The sequence below is a fragment of the Variovorax trehalosi genome, assembly GCF_051216415.1.
Classification (GTDB): domain Bacteria; phylum Pseudomonadota; class Gammaproteobacteria; order Burkholderiales; family Burkholderiaceae_C; genus Variovorax.
In genome coordinates, this window is record NZ_JBPJZG010000001.1 from 1071177 (window position 1) to 1090848 (window position 19672).

Consider the following 19672-nt stretch of genomic DNA (forward strand, 5'->3'; position numbering starts at 1 on the left):
TTTCCTCCGTGACGTGTCATTGCGCTTGCGTGGAGAGGGCAGGAACGCGCGCGTCCGCTTCGCGCGAAGGCGTGCCCAAAAGGCGCTGCAGCATGCGCAGCGAGAAGCCGGCCGGTCCGGTGTGCCACCAGCGCCGTCCCGCGCTGCGCCGCGACTTGCCCATCGCCTGCGTCAGCCGGTCGAGCGAAATCGCCAGCAGCACGATGCCCAGCCCGCCGACGGTCGCCAGGCCCATGTCGAGCCGGCCGATGCCGCGCAGCACCATCTGGCCGAGGCCGCCGACCGCGATCATCGAGGCGATCACCACCATCGACAGCGACAGCATCAGCGCCTGGTTGATGCCCGCCATGATCGACGGCATGGCCAGCGGCAGCTGCACCTTCACCAGCATCTGCCAGGGCGAGGCGCCATAGGCGCGCGCGGCCTCGATCAGGTCGGGGCGCACCTGTCGCAGGCCCAGGTTGGTCAGGCGCACCAGCGGGGCCAGCGCGAAGATGATCGTCACGATCACGCCCGGCACATTGCCGATGCCGAAGAGCATCACCACCGGCACGAGGTACACGAAGGCCGGCGTGGTCTGCATCGCATCGAGCACGGGCCGCATGATCCGTTGGGCCCGGTCGCTGCTGGCCAGCAACACACCGAGTGGCAGGCCGATGACCATGCAGAACACCAGCGAGGTCAGCACCAGCGACAGCGTCACCATCGCCTCGGGCCAGATGCCCAGCATCGCCACGAGCAGCAGCGCCACCGTGGTGCCGATGGCGAGCGCGCGGCCCGCGAACTGCCAGGCGAAGAGGCCGATGAGCGCGATCATCGCGAGCGTCGGCAGGCCGGTGAGCAGGCTCTGCACCCAGTTCAGCGTGCTGTCGATGGGCAGGCGCACCGTCTGGAAGAAGGGGCGGAAATGTTCGACCACCCAGCCGAGACCCTGGTTGATCCAGGACTCGACGGGGAGCGAGCCGTCCCACAGGCGGTGCAACTGGAAACCGCTGGTGGCGGTGTCGGCCTGTCCGGCGAGCTGATGGGCCGCGTTCACCGGGGCATCGAGCCAGGCGCTGGTGGCGGAGGTGTCGGGCGCAGCGGAAAGCGCCTCCCACGGATCGACAAAGGCAGCGGGCTCCGGGGCCGTGTTCAGCGCGGCGCCCAGGTCAGGCGCGTTCAGGTCGGAAGGCAATGTGGTGTCGTTCATCGTTCAGGGTCCTTCGTGAATTCAGTGCGGCTCGGCGGCGAGCGCGGGCGCGGCGTGCGGGGAGACGGGTTCGATCGGCGGCGTCTCGCGGTCCAGGAACTTGAGCAGCGTCGTCTTGCTGATCGCGCCGCAGAAGCGGCCGTCGCCTGCCACCACCGGCAACGCGCATGGCGCCTGCGCGAGCTGGCCGATCAGGCCGGCCACCGGCGCCTCGGCATCGATGCGCGGCAGGTCGGCGAGGAACGCGTGCTGCAGGCCGAGGGGGCCTGAATGCCCGTCGAGCGCGCCGCGCAGCGTGTCGGCCGACACCACGCCGAGGAAGCGCTTGTTCGGGCTGGTCACGTAAGCGAAGTCGCGGTCCTGGTCTTCCAGCAGCTTGAGCGCCGCGCGCGCGCCGCGCTCGGGGTGCTCGCACACCACGGTGAGCGACTTGCGCGCGATGTCCGCCGCCTTGAAGACGGCGGCGGCGTCCACGCCGCGCACGAAGCTGCGCACGTAGTCGTCGGCGGGGCTGCGCAGGATCTCGTCGGGCGTGCCGACCTGGATCACCTGGCCGTCTTTCATGATCGCGATGCGGTCGCCGATGCGCATGGCTTCATCGAGGTCGTGCGAGATGAAGACGATGGTGCGGCGCTGTTCCTGCTGCAGGCGCAGGAGCTCCGACTGCATCTCGGTGCGGATGATCGGGTCGAGCGCCGAGAAGGCCTCGTCCATCAGCAGGATCGACGGGTCGGACGCCAGCGCTCGCGCCAGGCCCACGCGCTGCTGCATGCCGCCGGAGAGCTCGTCGGGGTAGCTGTCGCCCCAGCCTGCAAGGCCCACCTGCGCGAGCGCCTTGTCGGCCTGCGCCAGGCGCTCCTTCTTGCTCGTGCCGGAGAGCTCCAGGCCGAACGCGGTGTTCTCGCGCACCGTCATGTGCGGCATCAGCGCGAACGACTGGAACACCATGCTGATGTCCTTGCGGCGCAGCGCGCGCAGCTTGGCGTCGGAGTGCTCGTTGATGTCCGCGCCGTCGATCACGATGCGCCCGGCGGTCGGCTCGATCAGCCGGTTCAGGAGGCGCACCAGCGTCGACTTGCCCGAGCCCGACAGGCCCATGATCACGAAGATCTCGCCGGCCTGGATCTCGAAGGTGGCATCGAACACGCCGATCGACTGGCCCGTCTTGGCGAGGATTTCCTTCTTCGAAAAACCTTGGCGGACGAGTTCGAGGGCCTGCTCGGGCGAATCGCCGAACACCTTGAAGACATGGTCGATGAGAATTCCTTTGGCCATATGCCGGGGCTCCTTGTTGAAAGGTTGGACACAGCGCCGCCCGGCAAAGCACAGGACGGCAACGGTCACGCCATCAGCCGATGGAGCTTCCCGAGAACAGAGAGCGCGAGAGAACGCGTGCAATGGCCCGGCGAGCCTTTGAGGGCTGCCGACAGGCACTGAAGACGACGTGGCGACGAAACCAGTGCCCGCCGAATGGTGGCGTGGCAGTGGGGCCGGAAGATCCGGCCGATTTGCCGGGCAGGGCCCGGCGGGGGAGAACCTTGCACCGCGACGGGATTCGGAGATCCGCGAGTAGTGCAGGGCCGATCAACATGACTTACATGACTTGTTGGTCGTCTGAAGCCAATGATTATAACTTTTTGACATGATGCGAGTCAACCCAACGGGCGTACCGTCGTGTCGGCGGCGGTCCAATGGCCCCGTCAGATGCGAGCTATTCTTGTTGGCCGATACTCGGGCCCGCGCCCGACCAGGCGGCGCGACCATCCAAGACTGCGGAGCTTTTTCTCATGACGACTTCCCCCAAGACCCGTGCCGAGCGCGATACCTTCGGTCCGATCGACGTGCCGGCCGACAAGCTGTGGGGTGCGCAAACGCAGCGCTCGCTGCAGAACTTCGACATCTCCGGCGAGCAGCAGCCGCGCGAGATCATCAAGGCGTTGGCCCAGGTCAAGCGCGCCTCGGCCGTGGTCAATCATGCGCTGGGCCTGCAGGACGAGAAGAAGACCCAGGCCATCGTGGCCGCGGCCGATGAAGTCATCGCCGGCAAGCATCCGGGCGAGTTCCCGCTGGTGGTGTGGCAGACCGGCTCGGGCACGCAGACGAACATGAACGTCAACGAGGTCCTGGCCAACCGCGCGAGCGAAATCCTCGGCGGCGAGCGCGGGGAAGGGCGCCTGGTGCACCCGAACGACGACGTGAACCGCAGCCAGTCGAGCAACGACGTGTTCCCGACCGCGATGCACGTGGCCGCCGTCGAGGCCATCACCCACAAGCTGCTGCCCGCCATCGCCAAGCTGCGCGGCACGCTGGAACAGAAATCGAAGGACTTCGCCGACATCGTGAAGATCGGCCGCACCCACCTGCAGGACGCCACGCCCCTTACGCTGGGCCAGGAGTTCTCGGGGTACGTGGCGCAGCTCGCGCACGGCGAAGCGCATGTGCGCGCCGCGCTGCCGCACCTGAGCGAACTGGCGCTGGGCGGCACGGCCGTCGGCACCGGGCTCAATGCGCCGAAGGGCTATGCCGAGCAGGTGGCCGCCGAACTGGCCAAGCTCACGGGCCTGCCGTTTGTCACCGCACCGAACAAGTTCGAAGCCATGGCCAGCGTCGATGCGCTGGTGCATGCCCACGGCGCGCTCAAGACGCTCGCCGCCAGCATGAACAAGATCGCCAACGACGTGCGCTGGCTCGCGAGCGGCCCGCGCAGCGGCATCGGCGAGCTGAGCATTCCCGAGAACGAACCGGGCTCGTCGATCATGCCGGGCAAGGTCAACCCGACCCAGAGCGAGGCCGTCACGATGCTGGCCGCGCAGGTGTTCGGCAACGACGTGGCCATCAACATCGGCGGCGCCTCGGGCAACTTCGAGCTGAACGTGTTCCGCCCGATGGTGGCCCACAACTTCCTGCAGAGCGTGCGCCTCCTGGCCGACGGCATGGTGAGCTTCAACGACCACTGCGCCGTGGGCATCGAGCCGAACCGCGAGCGCATTACCGAGCTGGTGCAGCGCTCGCTGATGCTGGTGACGGCGCTGAACACGCACATCGGCTACGACAAGTCGGCCTACATCGCGAAGAAGGCGCACAAGGAAGGCACGAGCCTGCGCGAAGCGGCGATTGCCTCCGGGCACCTGACGGCCGAGCAGTTCGACCAGTGGGTGGTGCCGGAGAACATGACGGGCCGTTGAGTCGGGCCGCCCCATGAAAAAAGGACCCGCGAGGGTCCTTTTTTCGTTGCCGGCCGATCAGTAGCCGATCGTGTAGCGCTGGCGCGAGTGGGCGGGCTTTTCGAGCTCGTCGATGAACGCGATCGCGTAGTCCTCGAAGCTGATCCAGCTGCGGCCTTCGGCGCTCACGAGCAGGTCGTCCTTGCCAAGGCGGAACTTGCTGGTGCGCTCGCCGTCGACGAATTCGGCCGAGGGCGAGAGGAAGGTCCAGTCGAGTTCCTTCTCGCTGCGCAGCGCATCGAGGAACACGCCGCCGGCCGTGGCTTCAGCGCGGTAGGCGTCGGGGAAATTCGGCGTCTCGATGACCTTCAGGCCGGGCGCCGCGAACAGGCTGCCGGCGCCGCCGACCACCAGCAGGCGCTTGACGCCCGCGCGCTTGACCGGGCCGATGACGGCAGCGGGCGGCACGGTGGCGAAATGCGCGGCGCTGAACACGGCGTCGTGGCCGGCCAGTGCCTTTTCGAGCGCGGGGGCGTCGAGCGCGTCGACGTCCACGGCCTTCACATTGGCGCGGCCCGACAGCTTCTCGCTGGCCTTGCGCGCGATGGCGGTGACGGTATGGCCGCGGCGCAGCGCCTCTTCGAGAAGGCGGCCGCCGGCGCGTCCGGTGGCGCCGATGATGGCGATGTGGCTCATGAGTGACTCCAGAAAGTGGATGGGATGAACCTCATCTTAGGTTTCTGCTTTCGAAAGAAATACCTCGAAATCCGCGCTTCTTTATTCCTAAAATCGTTCGAATGGATCGATTGAACGCAATGCGGGTGTTCGTGAACGTGGTGGATTCGGGCAGTCTTTCTGCCGCCGCCGAGAAACTGGACATGTCCCGACCGGTGGTCACGCGCTACGTGGCCGAACTCGAACAATGGACCGGTGCGCGGCTGCTGCATCGCACCACGCGCCGCCTGAGCCTCACCGCCGCCGGAGAGGAACTGCTGCCGCGCTGCCGCCAGGTGCTCGAGCTCGCGGGCGACATGCAGGCTGCGGTGCGGCATCCGGCCGAGGCGCCGCAGGGCCAGTTGCGCATCACGACCGGCACGTCGTTCGCGCAGGCGCAGTTGGCCGACGCCATCGCGGACTACGTGCGGCTCTACCCGGGCGTGGCGGTCGACCTGGTGTTGCTGGACCGGACGGTCAACCTGGTGGACGAGCGCATCGATCTGGCGATCCGCACGGCGGCGGAAATCGATCCCAACCTCATCGCGCGCCGGCTCACCACCTGCCGCTCGGTGGTCTGTGCCTCGCCCGCTTACCTGAAAGAGCACGGCAAGCCGCTGCGCGTGGACGAACTGGCCCAGCGCAACTGCCTCACGCATTCGTACTTCGGCCACAGCCTCTGGAATTTCACCCGCAAGGCGGATGGGGAGCCGTTGTCCGTGGCCGTGAACGGCAACGTGTCGGCCAACGATGCCGCGAGCCTGATGTGCCTTGCGCGGGCGGGGGCGGGCATCGCGATGCTGCCGACCTATCTGACCGCGGAGCTGGTGCAGTCCGGCGAACTGGTGCCGCTCTTCGACGATTGCGAGCCGCAGGTCGTCGGCATGTACGCGGTCTACACCTCGCGCAAGCACATGCCGGCCACGCTGCGCACGATGCTCGACTTTCTGGCCGCACGCTTCACCGAAGTGCCGTCGTGGGACTTGCCACCGCCCCGCTGAAGCAGGGCGGCGCGATTCCGCTCAGTGGCGGGCGCCGGCGGCGGCCGCCTGGTTCATCAGCTTGTCGGTGTAGGCGATGGCCATGGCCGAGAACAGGAAGGCGATATGGATCACCGTCTGCGCGATCAGCACGCGGTCGGTGTAGTTGTCCGCGTTGATGAAGGTCTTGAGCAGGTGGATCGAGCTGATGCCGATGATGGCGGTGGCCAGCTTCACCTTGAGCACCGAGGCATTCACATGGCTGAGCCACTCGGGCTGGTCGCGGTGGCCTTCGAGGTTCATGCGGCTCACGAAGGTCTCGTAGCCGCCCACGATCACCATGATCAGCAGGTTGGAGATCATCACCACGTCGATCAGCGCCAGCACCACCAGCATGATCACCGTTTCGTTGAGCGTGCCGACCGGCGCGGTGGTCTTGTAGCCGATGCTGGTGATCAGGGCCTGCAGCGCGGTCTGGCTGCCGAATGCGGCTTCGACCAGGTGCAGCAGCTCGACCAGGAAGTGCACCACGTACACCGCCTGCGCCACGATCAAGCCCAGGTACAGGGGCAGTTGCAACCAGCGGCTCGCAAAGATCAGCCGGGGCAACGGTCCCATCGGATAGCTCCGGGGAGTGGGCGGGTTCAGGGGGTCGAAGGGGTCGGGAGCGGACATCGGGTGGGTGGTCGTGGAAGACCGGCGATTCTAGGGGGGCCCCAGTGACGCACTCGTGATAACCCTGCGAACTAACATCGGACGCGTCAGTGACCCGTAAGTGCGCCCGCCGACATTACGGCCGCATCCACCCAGGAGACAAAGAGAATGAGCAGCGCATCGAAAAACATTGAATCCGTCTTGGTCGAGAACCGCGTGTTCCCGCCCGACGCCCGCGCCACCGAAGGCGCCCGAATTTCCGGCATGGCCGCCTACGACGCCCTCTGCAAGGAAGCCGAAGACGACTTCGAGGGGTTCTGGACCCGCCTGGCCAAGGGCAACCTGCAGTGGACCAAGCCCTTCACCCGCACGCTCGACGAGTCCAAGGCCCCGTTCTACGAGTGGTTCGGCGACGGCGAACTCAATGCCAGCGCCAATTGCCTGGACAAGCACATCGGCACCCCGGTAGAGAACAAGACGGCCATCGTCTTCGAAGCCGACGACGGCACCGTCACCAACGTCACCTACAAGGAGCTGCTCGGCCGCGTGAGCCAGTTCGCCAACGCGCTCAAGGCCGCGGGCATCCAGAAGGGCGACCGCGTCGTCATCTACATGCCGATGACGGTCGAAGGCGTGATCGCGATGCAGGCCTGCGCGCGCATCGGCGCCACCCACAGCGTGGTGTTCGGCGGCTTCTCGGCCAAGGCGCTGCAGGAGCGGATCATCGATGCCGGCGCCGTGGCCGTCATCACCGCCAACTACCAGCTGCGCGGCGGCAAGGAACTGCCGCTCAAGGCCATCGTGGACGACGGCATCGCGCTGGGCGGCTGCGAGTCGATCAAGACCGTGTTCGTCTATGAACGCACGCCCACCGCGTGGGCCCGCGTCGAAGGCCGCGACAAGACCTTCACCGAAGCGCTCAAGGGCCAGAGCACCGACTGCCCGCCCGTGCCGGTGAACGCCGAGCACCCGCTCTTCATCCTCTACACGTCGGGCTCCACCGGCAAGCCCAAGGGCGTGCAGCACGCCACCGGCGGCTACCTGCTGTGGGCCAAGCTCACGATGGACTGGACCTTCGACATCAAGCCCGAAGACGTGTTCTGGTGCACGGCCGACATCGGCTGGATCACCGGCCACACCTACGTTGCCTACGGGCCGCTCGCCGCCGGCGCCACGCAGGTGGTGTTCGAGGGCATCCCGACCTTCCCGCATGCGGGCCGCTTCTGGCAGATGATCGAGAAGCACAAAGTCAGCGTGTTCTACACGGCGCCCACCGCCATCCGCTCGCTCATCAAGGCGGCCGAGGGCGACGAGAAGGTGCATCCGAAGAACTGGGATCTCTCGAGCCTGCGCATCCTCGGCTCGGTCGGCGAGCCGATCAATCCGGAGGCGTGGATGTGGTACCACCGCAATATCGGCCACGAAAGGTGTCCGATCGTCGATACCTTCTGGCAGACCGAGACCGGCGGCCACGTCATCACGCCGCTCCCGGGCGCCACGCCGCTGGTGCCGGGCTCTTGCACGCTGCCGCTGCCTGGCATCATGGCCGCGATCGTCGACGAGACGGGCAAGGACCTGCCCAATGGCGCGGGCGGCATGCTGGTGATCAAGCGGCCGTGGCCTTCGATGATCCGCACAATCTGGAACGACCCCGAGCGCTTCAAGAAGAGCTATTTCCCCGAGGAAATGGGCGGCACGATCTACCTGGCCGGCGACGGGGCGGTGCGCAGCGAAGACCGCGGCTACTTCCGCATCACCGGCCGCATCGACGACGTGCTGAACGTGTCGGGCCACCGGCTGGGCACGATGGAAATCGAATCGGCGCTGGTGTCCAAGACCGACCTCGTGGCCGAAGCCGCCGTGGTGGGGCGTCCCGACGACGTGACCGGCGAGGCGGTGTGCGCCTTCGTGGTGTTGAAGCGCGCACGTCCCACCGGTGAAGAAGCCAAGCAGATCGCCAACGAATTGCGCAACTGGGTGGCCAAGGAAATCGGCCCCATCGCCAAGCCCAAGGACATCCGCTTCGGCGACAACCTGCCCAAGACGCGCAGCGGCAAGATCATGCGGCGCCTCTTGCGCAGCATCGCCAAGGGCGAAGAGATCACGCAGGACACCTCGACGCTGGAAAATCCCGCAATCCTCGAACAGTTGTCAGAACGGCTGTAGGACGTGGCCGTCTCTCCGTCCGGCAGCGCCGGACGGGCCCTTTGCCTGAGGTAAAACCAACCCGTTGCCGCGCGCCTCGACGCGTGCGGCGCCGGTTGTTGTGTTCGATCTTTTCAGAGGAGGCCCCCCATGGGCGTGAGATCCGCTTTCCTGTTCGTCATCGTGCTGCTGATCGCAGTGCTTGCCGCGTTGAACTGGGGGACGCTGTCGGCCCCCACCGACATCTGGCTGGGCTTCATGACCGTGTCCGGACCGCTCGGCCTGATCATGCTGGGCCTCACTGTCGTGTTGGCGGCCTTCTTCCTGGTCTACGTGCTGTACCTGCACAGTTCGGTGCTGCTGGACACCAAGCGCCACACGAAGGAAATGCAGGTCCAGCGCGACCTGGCCGACAAGGCCGAAGCCTCGCGCTTCACCGAGTTGCGCAACTTCCTCGAAGCGCAGGAAAACAAGCACATGGCGCACAACGCCGACCGGCATGCGGCCCTGGTGGCGCGCATCGACCAGCTCGAGACGGCGGTGCGGGTGCGCTCCGAGCAGACCGACAACACATTGGCCGCGCACATCGGCCAGCTCGAGGACCGCATCGAGCGCCGGCCGGTGGTGGTTCCGGCCGATATCAACCCTCAGGGTTGAGCTGGCTCAGCGCGGCGTTGCAAGAATCCAAGCCGCCAGCTTCTTCGCATCGGCCTCGCTGACCTGGTTGTTCGCCGGCATCGGCACCGGACCCCACACGCCGGAGCCACCCTTCACGATCTTGGTGGCGAGGGTGTCGACCGCGCCCTTGTCGTCCTTGTATTTCGTGGCCACGTCCTTGAAGGACGGGCCGAGCACCTTGCGGTCGACCGCGTGGCAGCTCATGCAGTTCTTCGACGTGGCCAAGGCCAGGTCTGCGAAGGCGGGGGCCGCGAGGCCAAGGCCCAGGACTGCGGCGAACAGAACTCTTTTCATGGGGGATTTATTTCGTAAGGGCTGGGTTACATTCGATGCAACGCGATTGTAGGTAGCGCCGTCGACCGGCGTCCGGATGCGTTGACAACAACCCGGAGGGATTCGCGATGTGGTTTCTGCTGTTGGGCTTGCTGGGCTTGGCCCTCAAGTATTTCGAAGTCGGTATGGTCGCCGGCTGGAGTTGGTGGATCGTGCTGTCGCCGTTCGCACTGGCCGTCGCGTGGTGGGCCTGGGCCGATTCCTCGGGTTACACCAAGCGCAAGGTGATCGAGCGCGAAGACCGCCGGAAGCAAGCGCGCATCGACCGCCAGAAGTCCAACATGGGCCTGCCGACCAGCAACGGCCAGCGCCCGCGCCGCTGAGCGCCTAGCCGCTCCCGGCCACCATCATCCCGCGCTGCAGCAACGAAAGCGCGCCATGGATGACGAAGCCGCCACCCACGCACTGCTCGTCTTCGGGCTCTCCCTTTTGGTCGGGCCTGCCATCGGCGCGCTCGTGGGCTGGCGCAAGAAGCTCTTCTGGGGTGTCGGCGTCGGGGCGCTGCTGATCGGTTGCGCGGGGCTCTACGGCGCGGCGACGGTCGGCTGGCAACGCTACCAATCGATTGCCGACACGGTGCTCGTCGAAGGTCGGTTGGTCGAATTCGTGGAAGAGCGCAGCAAGGACGACAAGGGGCGCACCACGACCACTCGCGCCCCGGTTGTCGAATACACCGCATCCGATGGGCAGGTGCGCCGCGTCAAGGGGCTCGGCGGCGGGCTCTCTGACAAGGAATCGGGCGATCCGGTCGACGTGCGCTACAAGCCGGCCGATCCGTCGCAGGCGCTGGTGGCCGATTTCCAGAACATGTGGGGCATCGTCTGGGGGCTCGGCCTCTTCGGCGGGTTCCCGACGATGTTCGGGCTGTTCTTCACCGGCATGGCGATCAAGGAAGGGCGTCCTCGATCCGATTCATGGGAGAAGGAGCTCGAAGCCACGCCCGCGCAAAAACGATGGCGCACGCGCGGCACGGTGCTGGCCAACGTGGTGTTCCTCGCCGGCTTTGCCGTGTGCTTTCTCTACCCCGACGAGAGCTTCGGAAAGGGGCTCGGCGCCGGGTTCATGACCATCGGCGCCGGGGCCTTGCTGCACCTTGTGGTGCAGAGCTTTCCGCCGGCGATGGCGTTCGAGTCACGCAGCATCCTCGGCATCGTGGGCCTGGGCTTCATCGCCTTCGGCTACGGTGCCTGGATGATGATGTGATCGATCAGAACTTGTCGAGCACCGCGCCCGAGCTCGCGCTCGATGCGTTGAACGCGAACTTGGCCTGCACGCCGCGCGTGTAGCGTGGGGCCGGGGCCTTCCAGCCTTCGCGGCGCTTGGCGAGTTCGGCTTCGGGCACGTTGAGTTCGAGCACCAGCTTGTGCGCGTCGATGGTGATCGAGTCGCCTTCGTTCACGAACGCAATCGTGCCGCCGGCCGCCGCTTCGGGCGCCACGTGGCCGACCACCATGCCCCAGGTGCCGCCCGAGAAGCGGCCGTCGGTGATCAGGCCCACGCTTTCGCCCAGGCCCGCGCCGATCAGCGCGCCCGTGGGGGCCAGCATTTCTGGCATGCCCGGGCCGCCCTTGGGGCCGAGGTAGCGCAGCACCATCACGTCGCCGGCGACGATCTTGCCGTCCAGGATCGCCTTGAGCGCCGACTGCTCGTCGTCGAACACGCGCGCCGGGCCGGTGATGACCGGGTTCTTCAGGCCCGTGATCTTGGCGACCGCGCCTTCGGGCGACAGGTTGCCCTTCAGGATGGCCAGGTGGCCTTCGTCGTACATCGGCTTGTCGATCGGGCGGATCACGTCCTGGTCGGCGCGCGGCACGTCGGGCACGTCCTTGAGCACTTCGGCGATCGTCTGGCCGCTGATGGTGATGCAGTCGCCATGCAGGAGGCCCGCGTTCAGCAGCACCTTCATCACTTGCGGAATGCCGCCGGCCTGGTGCAGGTCGACCGCCAGGTACTTGCCCGAGGGCTTCAGGTCGCAGATCACGGGCACCTTCTTGCGGATGCGCTCGAAGTCGTCGATCGACCATTCGACGCCGGCCGTGTGCGCAATCGCCAGGAAGTGCAGCACCGCATTGGTCGAGCCGCCAGTGGCCATGATCACGGCCACGGCGTTCTCGATGGCCTTCTTGGTCACGATGTCGCGCGGCTTCAGGTCCTTCTTGATCGCCTCGATCAGCACCTTGGCCGATTCCTTGGCCGAGTTGGCTTTTTCGTCGTGCGGGTTCGCCATGGTGGACGAGTAGGGCAGCGAGATGCCCAGCGCCTCGAACGCGCTGGACATGGTGTTGGCCGTGTACATGCCGCCGCAGGAGCCGGTGCCGGGAATGGCGCGCTTCTCGATCTCGTGCAGGTCTTCGTCGCTCATGTTGCCCGCGGCGTTCTGGCCGACGGCTTCGAACACGCTCACGATGTTCAGGTCTTGTCCCTTGTAGCGGCCCGGCAGGATCGTGCCGCCGTAGACGTAGATGGCCGGCACGTTGGCGCGCAGCATGCCCATGAGGCCGCCGGGCATGTTCTTGTCGCAGCCGCCGACCACCAGCACGCCGTCCATCCACTGGCCGCCCACGCAGGTCTCGATGCAGTCGGAGATGACTTCGCGGCTCACCAGCGAGTACTTCATGCCTTCGGTGCCCATCGCCATGCCGTCGGAGATGGTGGGGGTGCCGAACACCTGCGCGTTGCCGCCGGCTTCCTCGATGCCCGCGATGGCCGCGTCGGCCAGCTTCTGCAGGCCCGAGTTGCAGGGGGTGATGGTGCTGTGGCCGTTGGCCACGCCGACCATCGGCTTCTTGAAGTCGCTCTCTTCGTAGCCCATGGCGTAGAACATCGAGCGGTTGGGGGCGCGGCTCTTGCCTTCGACGATGTTGGCGCTGCGGCGGTTGATCTGGATCGGCTTGGTGTCCATGGTGTCTCTTCTATCGTGGGGAGATCGGGGGAGCCAAGTATCGGACTTCTGATTGATTCGTTCCAATCCGATTTTGTACCAGCATTGATATGCTCGGCATATGAATGAAGCCCTGATCGACCTGCGTGCCTGGCGCCAGTTCGTCGCCGTGGCCGAGGAACTGCACTTCGGCCGCGCCGCCCTTCGGCTGCACATGACGCAGCCGCCTGTGACGCAGGCCATCGCCCAGCTCGAAAAAACACTGGGTGTCGTGCTGTTCGACCGCACCCGAAGGCGCGTGGCGCTCACCCCCGCCGGCGAGGCGCTGCTGCCCGACGTGCGCGAGCTGCTGGCACGTGCCCAGGCGCTGCCGGCGCGGGCGCGCGCCGCGGCGGCGGGGCAGGTGGGGCGGGTGCGCATCGCCTTCGTCTCGACGGTCGGTTTCGAGCAGTTGCCGGCCTGGGTGCGCGAGTTCCGCGTGCTGTGTCCCGAGGTGGCGCTCGAGTTGGTCGAAGCCACCGGCGACGTGCAACTCGAAGCCTTCGCGCGCGGCGAGATCGATGCCGGGCTGATGCTGCATTCGCCCGGCGCTGCGCCACCGGGACTCACGCGCCTGGCCGTGTCCGAGGAGCCGCTGGTGCTCGCGCTGCCGTCCCGGCATGCGCTGGCCCGCACGCAGGCGCTGCTGCTGGCCGACGTGCTGACCGAGCCGCTGGTGATCTTTCCGCGCCGCATCGTGCCTTCGCTGCACGACGCGATCTTCGGGCTCTATCACGCGGCGGGTCGCGTGCCGGAGCTTGCGCAGGAGGCCATCCAGATGCAGACCATCGTCAACCTGGTTTCCGGCGACATCGGCGTGGCCTGGGTGCCGGAGAGCGTCACGCAGTTCCGGCGCGCGGGCGTCGTGTACCGGCGTGCCACAGAATTTGCACCGGCTGGCCGGCGTCGTACCGCGCCGGCGCTCCCGGTGTGCGAGACCAGCCTGGTGTGGCCCGAGGGCGCGAACAACCCGGCGCTCGCGCGTTTCGTGGCGTTCGTGCGGGAGCGCGGCGCCAGGCAGAAAGAAGGAGGAATCGCGTGAAGAGGATGTTTTGGGCCGTTCTGGCGGCCACCCTGCTGCATGCCGCTGCCGTGAGCGCGCAAACGCCGCCTGCCACGCCCCAGTTCAAGGACTACCCGGCCGAGGCGCCGTACACCGGGCGCAATCACCCGCTGGTGATGGACGACGAGTTCTCCCGCTCCTACCGCACGCGGTTGCGGGAAGCCATCGCCAACGGCAAGCCGGACTTCGCCGGCCGCTACATCGTGACGCGCTGGGGCTGCGGCACCGGCGGATGCAACGTGGGTGCGGTGATCGACGCGTCGACCGGGCGCGCCATCCCGATGCCCGGCGCGGTCATGAGCGTCTATCCGCTGAAGCCCGAATTCGAGAAGGAAGACGGCCAGGAACTCATCTACAGGCTGTCGAGCCGGCTCCTGATCCAGGCGGGCACCATGGACCGCGAAAACGGCAGGGACGTCGTCGAGTTCCACGAGCTGCGCAACGGCGAATTCCACCTGCTCAAGACCGTGCCTTACGGCCGGGCGAAGAGCGAGCGTTGACGGGCTTGTCGAGTGAATCGGCGAGCAGCGTTTCGAGCCATCCCGCGAAGGCCTGCATTCGCCGCGAAAGGTTGCGCCGGTGCGGGTACACCAGTTGCACCGGCAGCGGCTCGGCGCGCGCCTCGGGCAGTACCTCGACCAGCTCGCCGGCCGCGAGGTGCCCGCGCACGTCGTAGGCCGGGATCTGGATCAGCCCCAGCCCCGCCAGCGCGCAGGCGATGTAGGTTTCGGCATTGTTCGCGGCCACTTGACTGCGCATGCGCAGCGTCGTGGTCTCGCCGTCGCGCTGCCACTCCCATGGCGCCGCGCGGCCGCTGGTCGGCGAGGCGTAGTTGACCGCGATGTGCTCGGGCAGATCGGCCGGCGTTTGCGGCGTGCCGTGACGCGCAAGGTAGGCGGGGCTTGCACAGTTGATCAGCGTGAAGTGCCCGAGCGGCCGCGCCACCAGGCTGCTGCTGGCCAGCGGCCCGACGCGCAGGGCGCAGTCGACACCTTCGAGCACCAGATCTACCGCACGATCGCTCGAACCCAGCTCCAGTTCGATGGCGGGAAAGCGCATGAAGAAATCCGGCAGCGCCGGCGCGATGAGCAGCCGCGCGATGCGGCTCGGCACATCGACCTTGAGCCGTCCGCTCACGTTGCTGTGCGCCGGCAGGAACTGCTGCTCGATGTCTTCCATGTCGGTGACGAGCGCGCGGGCACGCTCCAGCAGCGCTTCGCCGTCGGGCGTGAGGCTCACGCGCCGCGTGGTCCGGTGCAGGAGGCGCGAACCCAGTCGCGCTTCGAGTTGCTGCACCGCCGTGGAAATGGCGGCGCGCGGTAGCGCGAGGCGGTCGGCTGCGCGGGTGAAGCTGCCGGTCTCGGCAACGCTCAGGAAGACCTTGAGGAGGTCGATGCGGTCCATGGAGGTGCTACCTCGATTGTTCGTGATTTTTTGAACAGTCTAGCTGCGATCGGTCGCTTTATCTGGGTGCTTGCAATCAATAGACTGCAGCTTCCCGTCACACATCCACGCTTTCAACAGGAGTTCATTCCATGTCTGCACGCACCCTCAAGAACAAGGTCGCCGTCATCGCCGGTGGCGGCAAGAATCTCGGCGCACTCATCGGCCACCAGCTGGTCGATGGCGGCGCCCGTGGGATCGCCATCCACTACAACAGCGATGCCTCGCGCGGCGACGCCGAAAAAACCGCCGCCGCGCTCAAGGCCAAGGGCGCCGACACGCTGCTGGTGCAGGGCGATCTCTCGGTGGTGGAGAACAACGTCAAGCTGTTCGACCAGGCCGTCAAGCACTTCGGCCAGGTCGACATCGCCATCAACACCGCGGGCGTGGTCATCAAGAAGCCGATCCTCGATGTGACCGAGGCCGACTACGACAAGAGCTTCGACGCCAACGCCAAGGCCGCCTTCTTCTTCATCCAGCAGGCCGGCCGCACGATGGCCGATGGCGGCAGCATCGTGACGATCGTGAGCTCGCTGCTCGCGGCCTACACGCCGTTCTATTCGATTTACCCGGGCTCCAAGGCCGCCGTGGAGCACTACACCCGCGCAGCCTCCAAGGAGTTCGGCGACCGCGGCATCTCGGTCAACGGCATCGGCCCCGGCCCGATGGACACACCGTTCTTCTACGGCCAGGAGAGCAAGGAAGCCGTCGAGTACCACAGCAGCGCCGCGGCGCTCAGCAAGTTCTCCAAGAAGGGCCTGACCGACATCGAGGACATCGCGCCCATCGTGCGATTCCTGGTCACCGAAGGCTGGTGGATCACCGGCCAGACGATTTTTGCCAACGGCGGCTACACCACCCGCTGATCCGGCAAGATGGCTTCCGGAGGAAAACGCATATGCACACAGTGATGGTGATGGGCGGCGGCTTCGTGCTGCTGGCGGTGTTTCTCTTGACCAGCCGCTTCATCGGCGATGGCTCCTCGATGGCGCTGGCCACCGCTGCCAAGTGGTTCATTCCGGCGTGGTTCATCGGCGCCGGCATCAACATGGCGGTGGGCGTGATCAAGGCGGGGTATTCGGTGGCCGAGGAGCTGCCGATCTTCCTGTTGATCTTCGCGGTGCCGGCTCTGGTGGCAGGGCTCCTGTGGTGGAAGTTCGGGCGCTGACATTGCCCTGAATGTCCCCGTGCCGGCCGCGTCATTCGCGCGCGGCACAATCGACGGATGCTCATGTATCCGCAGATCAATCCCATCGCCTTGCAGTTGGGGCCTGTCGCCATTCACTGGTACGGCCTGACCTACCTGGCGGCCTTCGCGCTGTTCTACTTTCTCGGCACTCGCCGGCTGCGCCACGAACCGTATCGGTCGTTGGTCGGGCAGGGCGCCTGGCAGCGGAAGGACATCGAGGACATTCTTTTTCTCGGCGTGATGGGCGTGATCGTCGGTGGGCGCCTGGGCTATTGCCTGTTCTACAAGCCCGAGTTCTATCTCACCCATCCGCTCGAGATCCTCTACGTGTGGCAGGGCGGCATGAGCTTCCACGGCGGCATGCTGGGTGTGATCGGCGCGATGGTCTGGTTTGCTCATTCGCGCGCGCGGCCGTTCTGGCAGGTGATGGACTTCGTCGCGCCCTGCGTGCCGACGGGCCTGGCCGCGGGCCGCGTGGGCAACTTCATCAACGGGGAACTCTGGGGCCGTTTCAGCAGCCCCGATCTCTCCTGGGGCATGGTGTTTCCGCAAAGCGGCTCGATGCTGCCGCGCCATCCTTCGCAGATCTACCAGTTCCTGCTCGAAGGCCTGTTGTTGTTCGTGATCATGTGGCTCTATGCGCGCAAGGAGCGCAAGCAGGGGCAGGTGGCGTCGGTGTTCCTGATCGGCTACGGCGCGCTGCGCTTCTTTGCCGAGTACTTCCGCGAGCCCGACGACTTCCTGGGCCTCAGGGCCTTGAGCCTGAGCCAGGGGCAGTGGCTCAGCGTGCCGATGGTGATCGCCGGCATCGCACTGTGGTTCTGGTTCGGCCGCGCGAAGACGGTCGCCGCACGCGCCTGAAGCGGGCGATCTCAGGGTAATCACGGGCCGCGCGGGGTGCCCGTGACACTTGCGCCACATTGTTTGCGCACTCACAATTACGCGTAATTACAGGAAATTACGCCGAGCCACCCGAGGTCGAAAGCCCCAAACGCCATGCGCCTGGTCCCCAACTCCCTGCACGACGAAGTCGCCGCGACGCTGCGCGAGCAGATCTTCGAGGGCACGCTGGCGCCGGGCAGTTTCCTGGACGAGGCGGCGCTGTGCGAGCGGCTTTCCATCTCCCGCACGCCGCTGCGCGAGGCGCTCAAGGTGCTCACCGCCGAAGGCCTGCTTCGGCATGAACCGCGGCGCGGCTGCTTCGTCAACGAAGTGACCGAGCGCGACCTCGACGAGATCTTCCCGGTGATCGCGCTGCTCGAAGGCCGCTGCGCCTACGAGGCCGCCCGCAACGCGAGCGATGCCGAGCTGCACGAGCTCGACGGGCTGCACGAACGCCTGGAGCGCCATGCCAAGGCGCGCCGCATCAACGACTACTACGCCACCAACCACATCATTCACGAGGCGATCATCAAGCTCGCGGACAACCGGTGGCTCGCGCAGGTGATCGGCGACCTGCGCAAGATCTTGAAGCTCGCGCGCCTGCAGCAGCTGCACGCGCCGGGCCGGCTCGACCAGAGCCTGTCGGAGCACCTGGCCGTGTTCGCGGCGCTCAAGGCGCGCGACAGCGAAGGTGCCGATGCCGCCATGCGCACGCACTTGACGCGGCAACGCGAAGCGCTGCGCGAGGTGGCGCGACAACAGAAATCCAGGGTGATGCCGTGACCATTTGCCGCGGCGCGCCCGCAAACTTTGACAGGGGAGTCCAGCGATGAGTGCGACCGAATGGTTCCAGGCGCGGCTGCGTTCTGGCGAAAAGTCCAAGGTGCCCGTGGCGCCCGAAAGCACGGCAAAGAGCGTGACCAAGAGCGCGCTCAAGCCCAGCGAGCGCACGACCGCCGAGCGCCTGCAGGTCACGCTGCGCAAGGCCGACGAGGCCTTGTCGCCGCGCGCGCTGCGCCGCGTGCTGGCCGACCTCCAGGCCGTGATCGATCCGCGCGTGAGCGAGGTCGAGGGCGGCCGCCGGGCCCATGCCATCGCGCAGGCCTACGCCGGCGCCACGCCCGAAGAGCGCCGCGACTATTGGGCCCTGATGAGCGAGCACTTCGCCGCCGACGCGCAAAAGCTCAAGACCGCCCGCGACCAGCACCAGGCCGCGGTCGGTACGCCCGACGAAGGGCAGGCCGAATTGAAGCTGCGCCGCGCGCTCGTCTCGCCGCGCATGCGCCTCTTGCAACGCTTTGCCGTCGAGCCCGCGGGCATGCGCTTCCTGGTCGACCTGCGTGCCGACCTGCTGCCGTGCCTGAAGGCCGACAAGCGCCTGCTCGCGCTCGATGCGGAACTGGAGCAACTCTTCTCCACCTGGTTCGACGTCGCCTTCCTCGAACTGCGCCGCATCGACTGGGATTCGCCGGCCTCGCTGATCGAGAAACTCATCCGCTACGAGGCGGTGCACGACATCAAGAGCTGGTCCGACGTGAAGAACCGGCTGGACGACAGCGACCGCCGCTGCTACGGCTTCTTCCATCCGCGCCTGCCCAACGAGCCGCTGATCTTTGTCGAAGTGGCGCTGGTCGACCGCATCAGCGACGGCATCACGCCGCTGCTCGACGAGGCGGCCGTGCCGGTGCTGCCCGCCAAGGCGACCACCGCGATCTTCTATTCGATCAGCAACACTCAGACCGGCCTGCGCGGTGTGAGCTTCGGCGACTCGCTCATCAAGCGCGTGGTCGAGACGCTGCAGGACGAACTGCCGCGCCTGAAGACCTTTGCCACGCTCTCGCCGATCCCGGGCTTTCGCACCTGGCTGGCCAAGAATGCCGCCGATCTCATGCCGCGCCTGGACGAGAAGCGCGAGTCCGAGCTCGGCCGGCTCGTCGGCTCCGTGCCGCCCACGGCCGAGCGCCTGCTCGCCGCCGTGGAGGCGGCCGCCACCTTCGATGCCAAGTCGCCGCTGCGCCAATGGCTGCTGCAGGCGGCTGCCGAGTACCTGGGTCACGCGCTGGTCGACGGCACGCCGGCCGACCCGGTCGCGCGCTTTCACCTGGGCAACGGTGCGCGGGTCGAACGGCTGAACTGGGCCGGCGATCCGTCGCCCAAGGGGCAGAAGCAGTCGTACGGGCTCATGGTCAACTATCTCTATGACCTGAAGCGCCTGGACAAGCATCGGACCTGGCTGGGCGATGGCAAGGTCGCGGTATCGGGAGACATCGAAAGCCTGTTCTTCAAAAAAGGCTGAGCGTTCGAAAACAAGGCGG

20 protein-coding genes are annotated in these 19672 nt (G+C 66.6%); 13 read left to right on the top strand and 7 right to left on the bottom strand.

Going from position 1 to position 19672, the window contains the following annotated elements:
* Positions 1–16: 16 nt before the first annotated feature.
* Together proW and proV are read right to left on the bottom strand one after the other, a co-directional pair.
* Positions 17–1192 (bottom strand): glycine betaine/L-proline ABC transporter permease ProW, encoded by a 1176-nt coding sequence (gene proW / locus ACSFA7_RS05020; RefSeq protein ID WP_435498358.1) that lies wholly within the window; start codon positions 1190–1192, stop codon positions 17–19.
* A 21-nt stretch (positions 1193–1213) separates the two neighbouring features.
* Positions 1214–2467, bottom strand: a complete 1254-nt coding sequence (gene proV, locus ACSFA7_RS05025) for a glycine betaine/L-proline ABC transporter ATP-binding protein ProV (protein WP_435498359.1) — start codon at positions 2465–2467, stop codon at positions 1214–1216.
* Between the two features lie 512 nt (positions 2468–2979).
* Here proV and fumC point away from each other — a divergent pair.
* Positions 2980–4377, top strand: coding sequence for a class II fumarate hydratase (fumC, locus tag ACSFA7_RS05030; RefSeq protein ID WP_042581520.1), 1398 nt, complete (start codon positions 2980–2982; stop codon positions 4375–4377).
* Positions 4378–4434: 57 nt separating this feature from the next.
* Here the strand turns inward: fumC and ACSFA7_RS05035 are convergent, their stop codons facing one another.
* Positions 4435–5052: an NAD(P)-dependent oxidoreductase gene (locus ACSFA7_RS05035; RefSeq protein ID WP_435498360.1), complete on the bottom strand. Its 618-nt coding sequence runs from the start codon at positions 5050–5052 to the stop codon at positions 4435–4437.
* Positions 5053–5153: 101 nt separating this feature from the next.
* Between ACSFA7_RS05035 and ACSFA7_RS05040 the strand changes: the two genes are divergently transcribed.
* Positions 5154–6071: a LysR family transcriptional regulator gene (locus tag ACSFA7_RS05040; RefSeq protein WP_435498361.1), complete on the top strand. Its 918-nt coding sequence runs from the start codon at positions 5154–5156 to the stop codon at positions 6069–6071.
* A 21-nt stretch (positions 6072–6092) separates the two neighbouring features.
* Here the strand turns inward: ACSFA7_RS05040 and ACSFA7_RS05045 are convergent, their stop codons facing one another.
* Complete coding sequence (locus tag ACSFA7_RS05045; RefSeq protein ID WP_206178941.1) at positions 6093–6725, bottom strand: YqhA family protein; 633 nt, start codon at positions 6723–6725, stop codon at positions 6093–6095.
* A 147-nt stretch (positions 6726–6872) separates the two neighbouring features.
* On the opposite strand from ACSFA7_RS05045, the gene acs reads away from it, so the two are divergent.
* A complete protein-coding gene (acs, locus tag ACSFA7_RS05050) occupies positions 6873–8870 on the top strand; it encodes an acetate--CoA ligase (protein WP_435498362.1) in 1998 nt (665 codons plus the stop codon).
* 129 nt (positions 8871–8999) lie between these two features.
* The gene (locus ACSFA7_RS05055) at positions 9000–9506 is read left to right on the top strand and encodes an SPFH domain-containing protein (protein ID WP_435498363.1); all 507 of its coding nucleotides are present in this window, start codon (positions 9000–9002) and stop codon (positions 9504–9506) included.
* Between the two features lie 6 nt (positions 9507–9512).
* Here ACSFA7_RS05055 and ACSFA7_RS05060 read toward each other — a convergent pair whose 3' ends face one another.
* On the bottom strand, positions 9513–9821 hold the full coding sequence (locus ACSFA7_RS05060) for a c-type cytochrome (protein WP_435498364.1): 309 nt from the start codon (positions 9819–9821) through the stop codon (positions 9513–9515).
* 107 nt (positions 9822–9928) lie between these two features.
* On the opposite strand from ACSFA7_RS05060, the gene ACSFA7_RS05065 reads away from it, so the two are divergent.
* Both ACSFA7_RS05065 and ACSFA7_RS05070 read left to right on the top strand, forming a co-directional pair.
* Positions 9929–10183 carry a TIGR04438 family Trp-rich protein gene (locus tag ACSFA7_RS05065; protein WP_206178945.1) on the top strand — a complete coding sequence of 85 codons (255 nt, stop codon included), beginning with the start codon at positions 9929–9931 and terminating at the stop codon, positions 10181–10183.
* A gap of 55 nt (positions 10184–10238) precedes the next feature.
* Positions 10239–11063 (top strand): DUF3592 domain-containing protein, encoded by an 825-nt coding sequence (locus ACSFA7_RS05070; protein ID WP_435498365.1) that lies wholly within the window; start codon positions 10239–10241, stop codon positions 11061–11063.
* Between the two features lie 4 nt (positions 11064–11067).
* Here the strand turns inward: ACSFA7_RS05070 and ilvD are convergent, their stop codons facing one another.
* Positions 11068–12762: a dihydroxy-acid dehydratase gene (gene ilvD / locus ACSFA7_RS05075; protein WP_206178947.1), complete on the bottom strand. Its 1695-nt coding sequence runs from the start codon at positions 12760–12762 to the stop codon at positions 11068–11070.
* 100 nt (positions 12763–12862) lie between these two features.
* Between ilvD and ACSFA7_RS05080 the strand changes: the two genes are divergently transcribed.
* Both ACSFA7_RS05080 and ACSFA7_RS05085 read left to right on the top strand, forming a co-directional pair.
* Positions 12863–13822 (top strand): LysR family transcriptional regulator, encoded by a 960-nt coding sequence (locus ACSFA7_RS05080; RefSeq protein WP_435498366.1) that lies wholly within the window; start codon positions 12863–12865, stop codon positions 13820–13822.
* Positions 13819–14343: a hypothetical protein gene (locus ACSFA7_RS05085; RefSeq protein WP_435498367.1), complete on the top strand. Its 525-nt coding sequence runs from the start codon at positions 13819–13821 to the stop codon at positions 14341–14343. The genes ACSFA7_RS05080 and ACSFA7_RS05085 overlap by 4 nt, the downstream gene beginning before the upstream one ends.
* Here ACSFA7_RS05085 and ACSFA7_RS05090 read toward each other — a convergent pair.
* Positions 14303–15247: a LysR family transcriptional regulator gene (locus ACSFA7_RS05090; RefSeq protein WP_435498368.1), complete on the bottom strand. Its 945-nt coding sequence runs from the start codon at positions 15245–15247 to the stop codon at positions 14303–14305. The two genes, ACSFA7_RS05085 and ACSFA7_RS05090, sit on opposite strands and share 41 nt — an antisense overlap.
* A 131-nt stretch (positions 15248–15378) precedes the next feature.
* On the opposite strand from ACSFA7_RS05090, the gene ACSFA7_RS05095 reads away from it, so the two are divergent.
* The 5 genes from ACSFA7_RS05095 (at position 15379) to ACSFA7_RS05115 (ending at position 19653) form a co-directional block, all read left to right on the top strand.
* Positions 15379–16152 carry an SDR family oxidoreductase gene (locus tag ACSFA7_RS05095; RefSeq protein WP_435498369.1) on the top strand — a complete coding sequence of 258 codons (774 nt, stop codon included), beginning with the start codon at positions 15379–15381 and terminating at the stop codon, positions 16150–16152.
* Between the two features lie 32 nt (positions 16153–16184).
* On the top strand, positions 16185–16454 hold the full coding sequence (locus tag ACSFA7_RS05100; protein WP_435498370.1) for a hypothetical protein: 270 nt from the start codon (positions 16185–16187) through the stop codon (positions 16452–16454).
* 57 nt (positions 16455–16511) lie between these two features.
* Positions 16512–17336: a prolipoprotein diacylglyceryl transferase gene (gene lgt, locus ACSFA7_RS05105; protein WP_435498371.1), complete on the top strand. Its 825-nt coding sequence runs from the start codon at positions 16512–16514 to the stop codon at positions 17334–17336.
* A gap of 135 nt (positions 17337–17471) precedes the next feature.
* Positions 17472–18140 carry a GntR family transcriptional regulator gene (locus ACSFA7_RS05110; protein ID WP_435498372.1) on the top strand — a complete coding sequence of 223 codons (669 nt, stop codon included), beginning with the start codon at positions 17472–17474 and terminating at the stop codon, positions 18138–18140.
* Between the two features lie 46 nt (positions 18141–18186).
* On the top strand, positions 18187–19653 hold the full coding sequence (locus ACSFA7_RS05115) for a malonyl-CoA decarboxylase (RefSeq protein WP_435498373.1): 1467 nt from the start codon (positions 18187–18189) through the stop codon (positions 19651–19653).
* The last annotated feature ends 19 nt before the right edge of the window (positions 19654–19672 follow it).

Excerpts from the sequence above, each read along its gene's own strand:
- proW (WP_435498358.1), bottom strand. The coding sequence starts at position 1,192 with ATGAACGACACCACATTGCCTTCCGACCTGAACGCGCCTGACCTGGGC.
- proV (WP_435498359.1), bottom strand. The coding sequence starts at position 2,467 with ATGGCCAAAGGAATTCTCATCGACCATGTCTTCAAGGTGTTCGGCGAT.
- fumC (WP_042581520.1), top strand. The coding sequence starts at position 2,980 with ATGACGACTTCCCCCAAGACCCGTGCCGAGCGCGATACCTTCGGTCCG.
- ACSFA7_RS05035 (WP_435498360.1), bottom strand. The coding sequence starts at position 5,052 with ATGAGCCACATCGCCATCATCGGCGCCACCGGACGCGCCGGCGGCCGC.
- ACSFA7_RS05040 (WP_435498361.1), top strand. The coding sequence starts at position 5,154 with ATGGATCGATTGAACGCAATGCGGGTGTTCGTGAACGTGGTGGATTCG.
- ACSFA7_RS05045 (WP_206178941.1), bottom strand. The coding sequence starts at position 6,725 with ATGTCCGCTCCCGACCCCTTCGACCCCCTGAACCCGCCCACTCCCCGG.
- acs (WP_435498362.1), top strand. The coding sequence starts at position 6,873 with ATGAGCAGCGCATCGAAAAACATTGAATCCGTCTTGGTCGAGAACCGC.
- ACSFA7_RS05055 (WP_435498363.1), top strand. The coding sequence starts at position 9,000 with ATGGGCGTGAGATCCGCTTTCCTGTTCGTCATCGTGCTGCTGATCGCA.
- ACSFA7_RS05060 (WP_435498364.1), bottom strand. The coding sequence starts at position 9,821 with ATGAAAAGAGTTCTGTTCGCCGCAGTCCTGGGCCTTGGCCTCGCGGCC.
- ACSFA7_RS05065 (WP_206178945.1), top strand. The coding sequence starts at position 9,929 with ATGTGGTTTCTGCTGTTGGGCTTGCTGGGCTTGGCCCTCAAGTATTTC.
- ACSFA7_RS05070 (WP_435498365.1), top strand. The coding sequence starts at position 10,239 with ATGGATGACGAAGCCGCCACCCACGCACTGCTCGTCTTCGGGCTCTCC.
- ilvD (WP_206178947.1), bottom strand. The coding sequence starts at position 12,762 with ATGGACACCAAGCCGATCCAGATCAACCGCCGCAGCGCCAACATCGTC.
- ACSFA7_RS05080 (WP_435498366.1), top strand. The coding sequence starts at position 12,863 with ATGAATGAAGCCCTGATCGACCTGCGTGCCTGGCGCCAGTTCGTCGCC.
- ACSFA7_RS05090 (WP_435498368.1), bottom strand. The coding sequence starts at position 15,247 with ATGGACCGCATCGACCTCCTCAAGGTCTTCCTGAGCGTTGCCGAGACC.
- ACSFA7_RS05095 (WP_435498369.1), top strand. The coding sequence starts at position 15,379 with ATGTCTGCACGCACCCTCAAGAACAAGGTCGCCGTCATCGCCGGTGGC.
- ACSFA7_RS05100 (WP_435498370.1), top strand. The coding sequence starts at position 16,185 with ATGCACACAGTGATGGTGATGGGCGGCGGCTTCGTGCTGCTGGCGGTG.
- lgt (WP_435498371.1), top strand. The coding sequence starts at position 16,512 with ATGCTCATGTATCCGCAGATCAATCCCATCGCCTTGCAGTTGGGGCCT.
- ACSFA7_RS05110 (WP_435498372.1), top strand. The coding sequence starts at position 17,472 with ATGCGCCTGGTCCCCAACTCCCTGCACGACGAAGTCGCCGCGACGCTG.
- ACSFA7_RS05115 (WP_435498373.1), top strand. The coding sequence starts at position 18,187 with ATGAGTGCGACCGAATGGTTCCAGGCGCGGCTGCGTTCTGGCGAAAAG.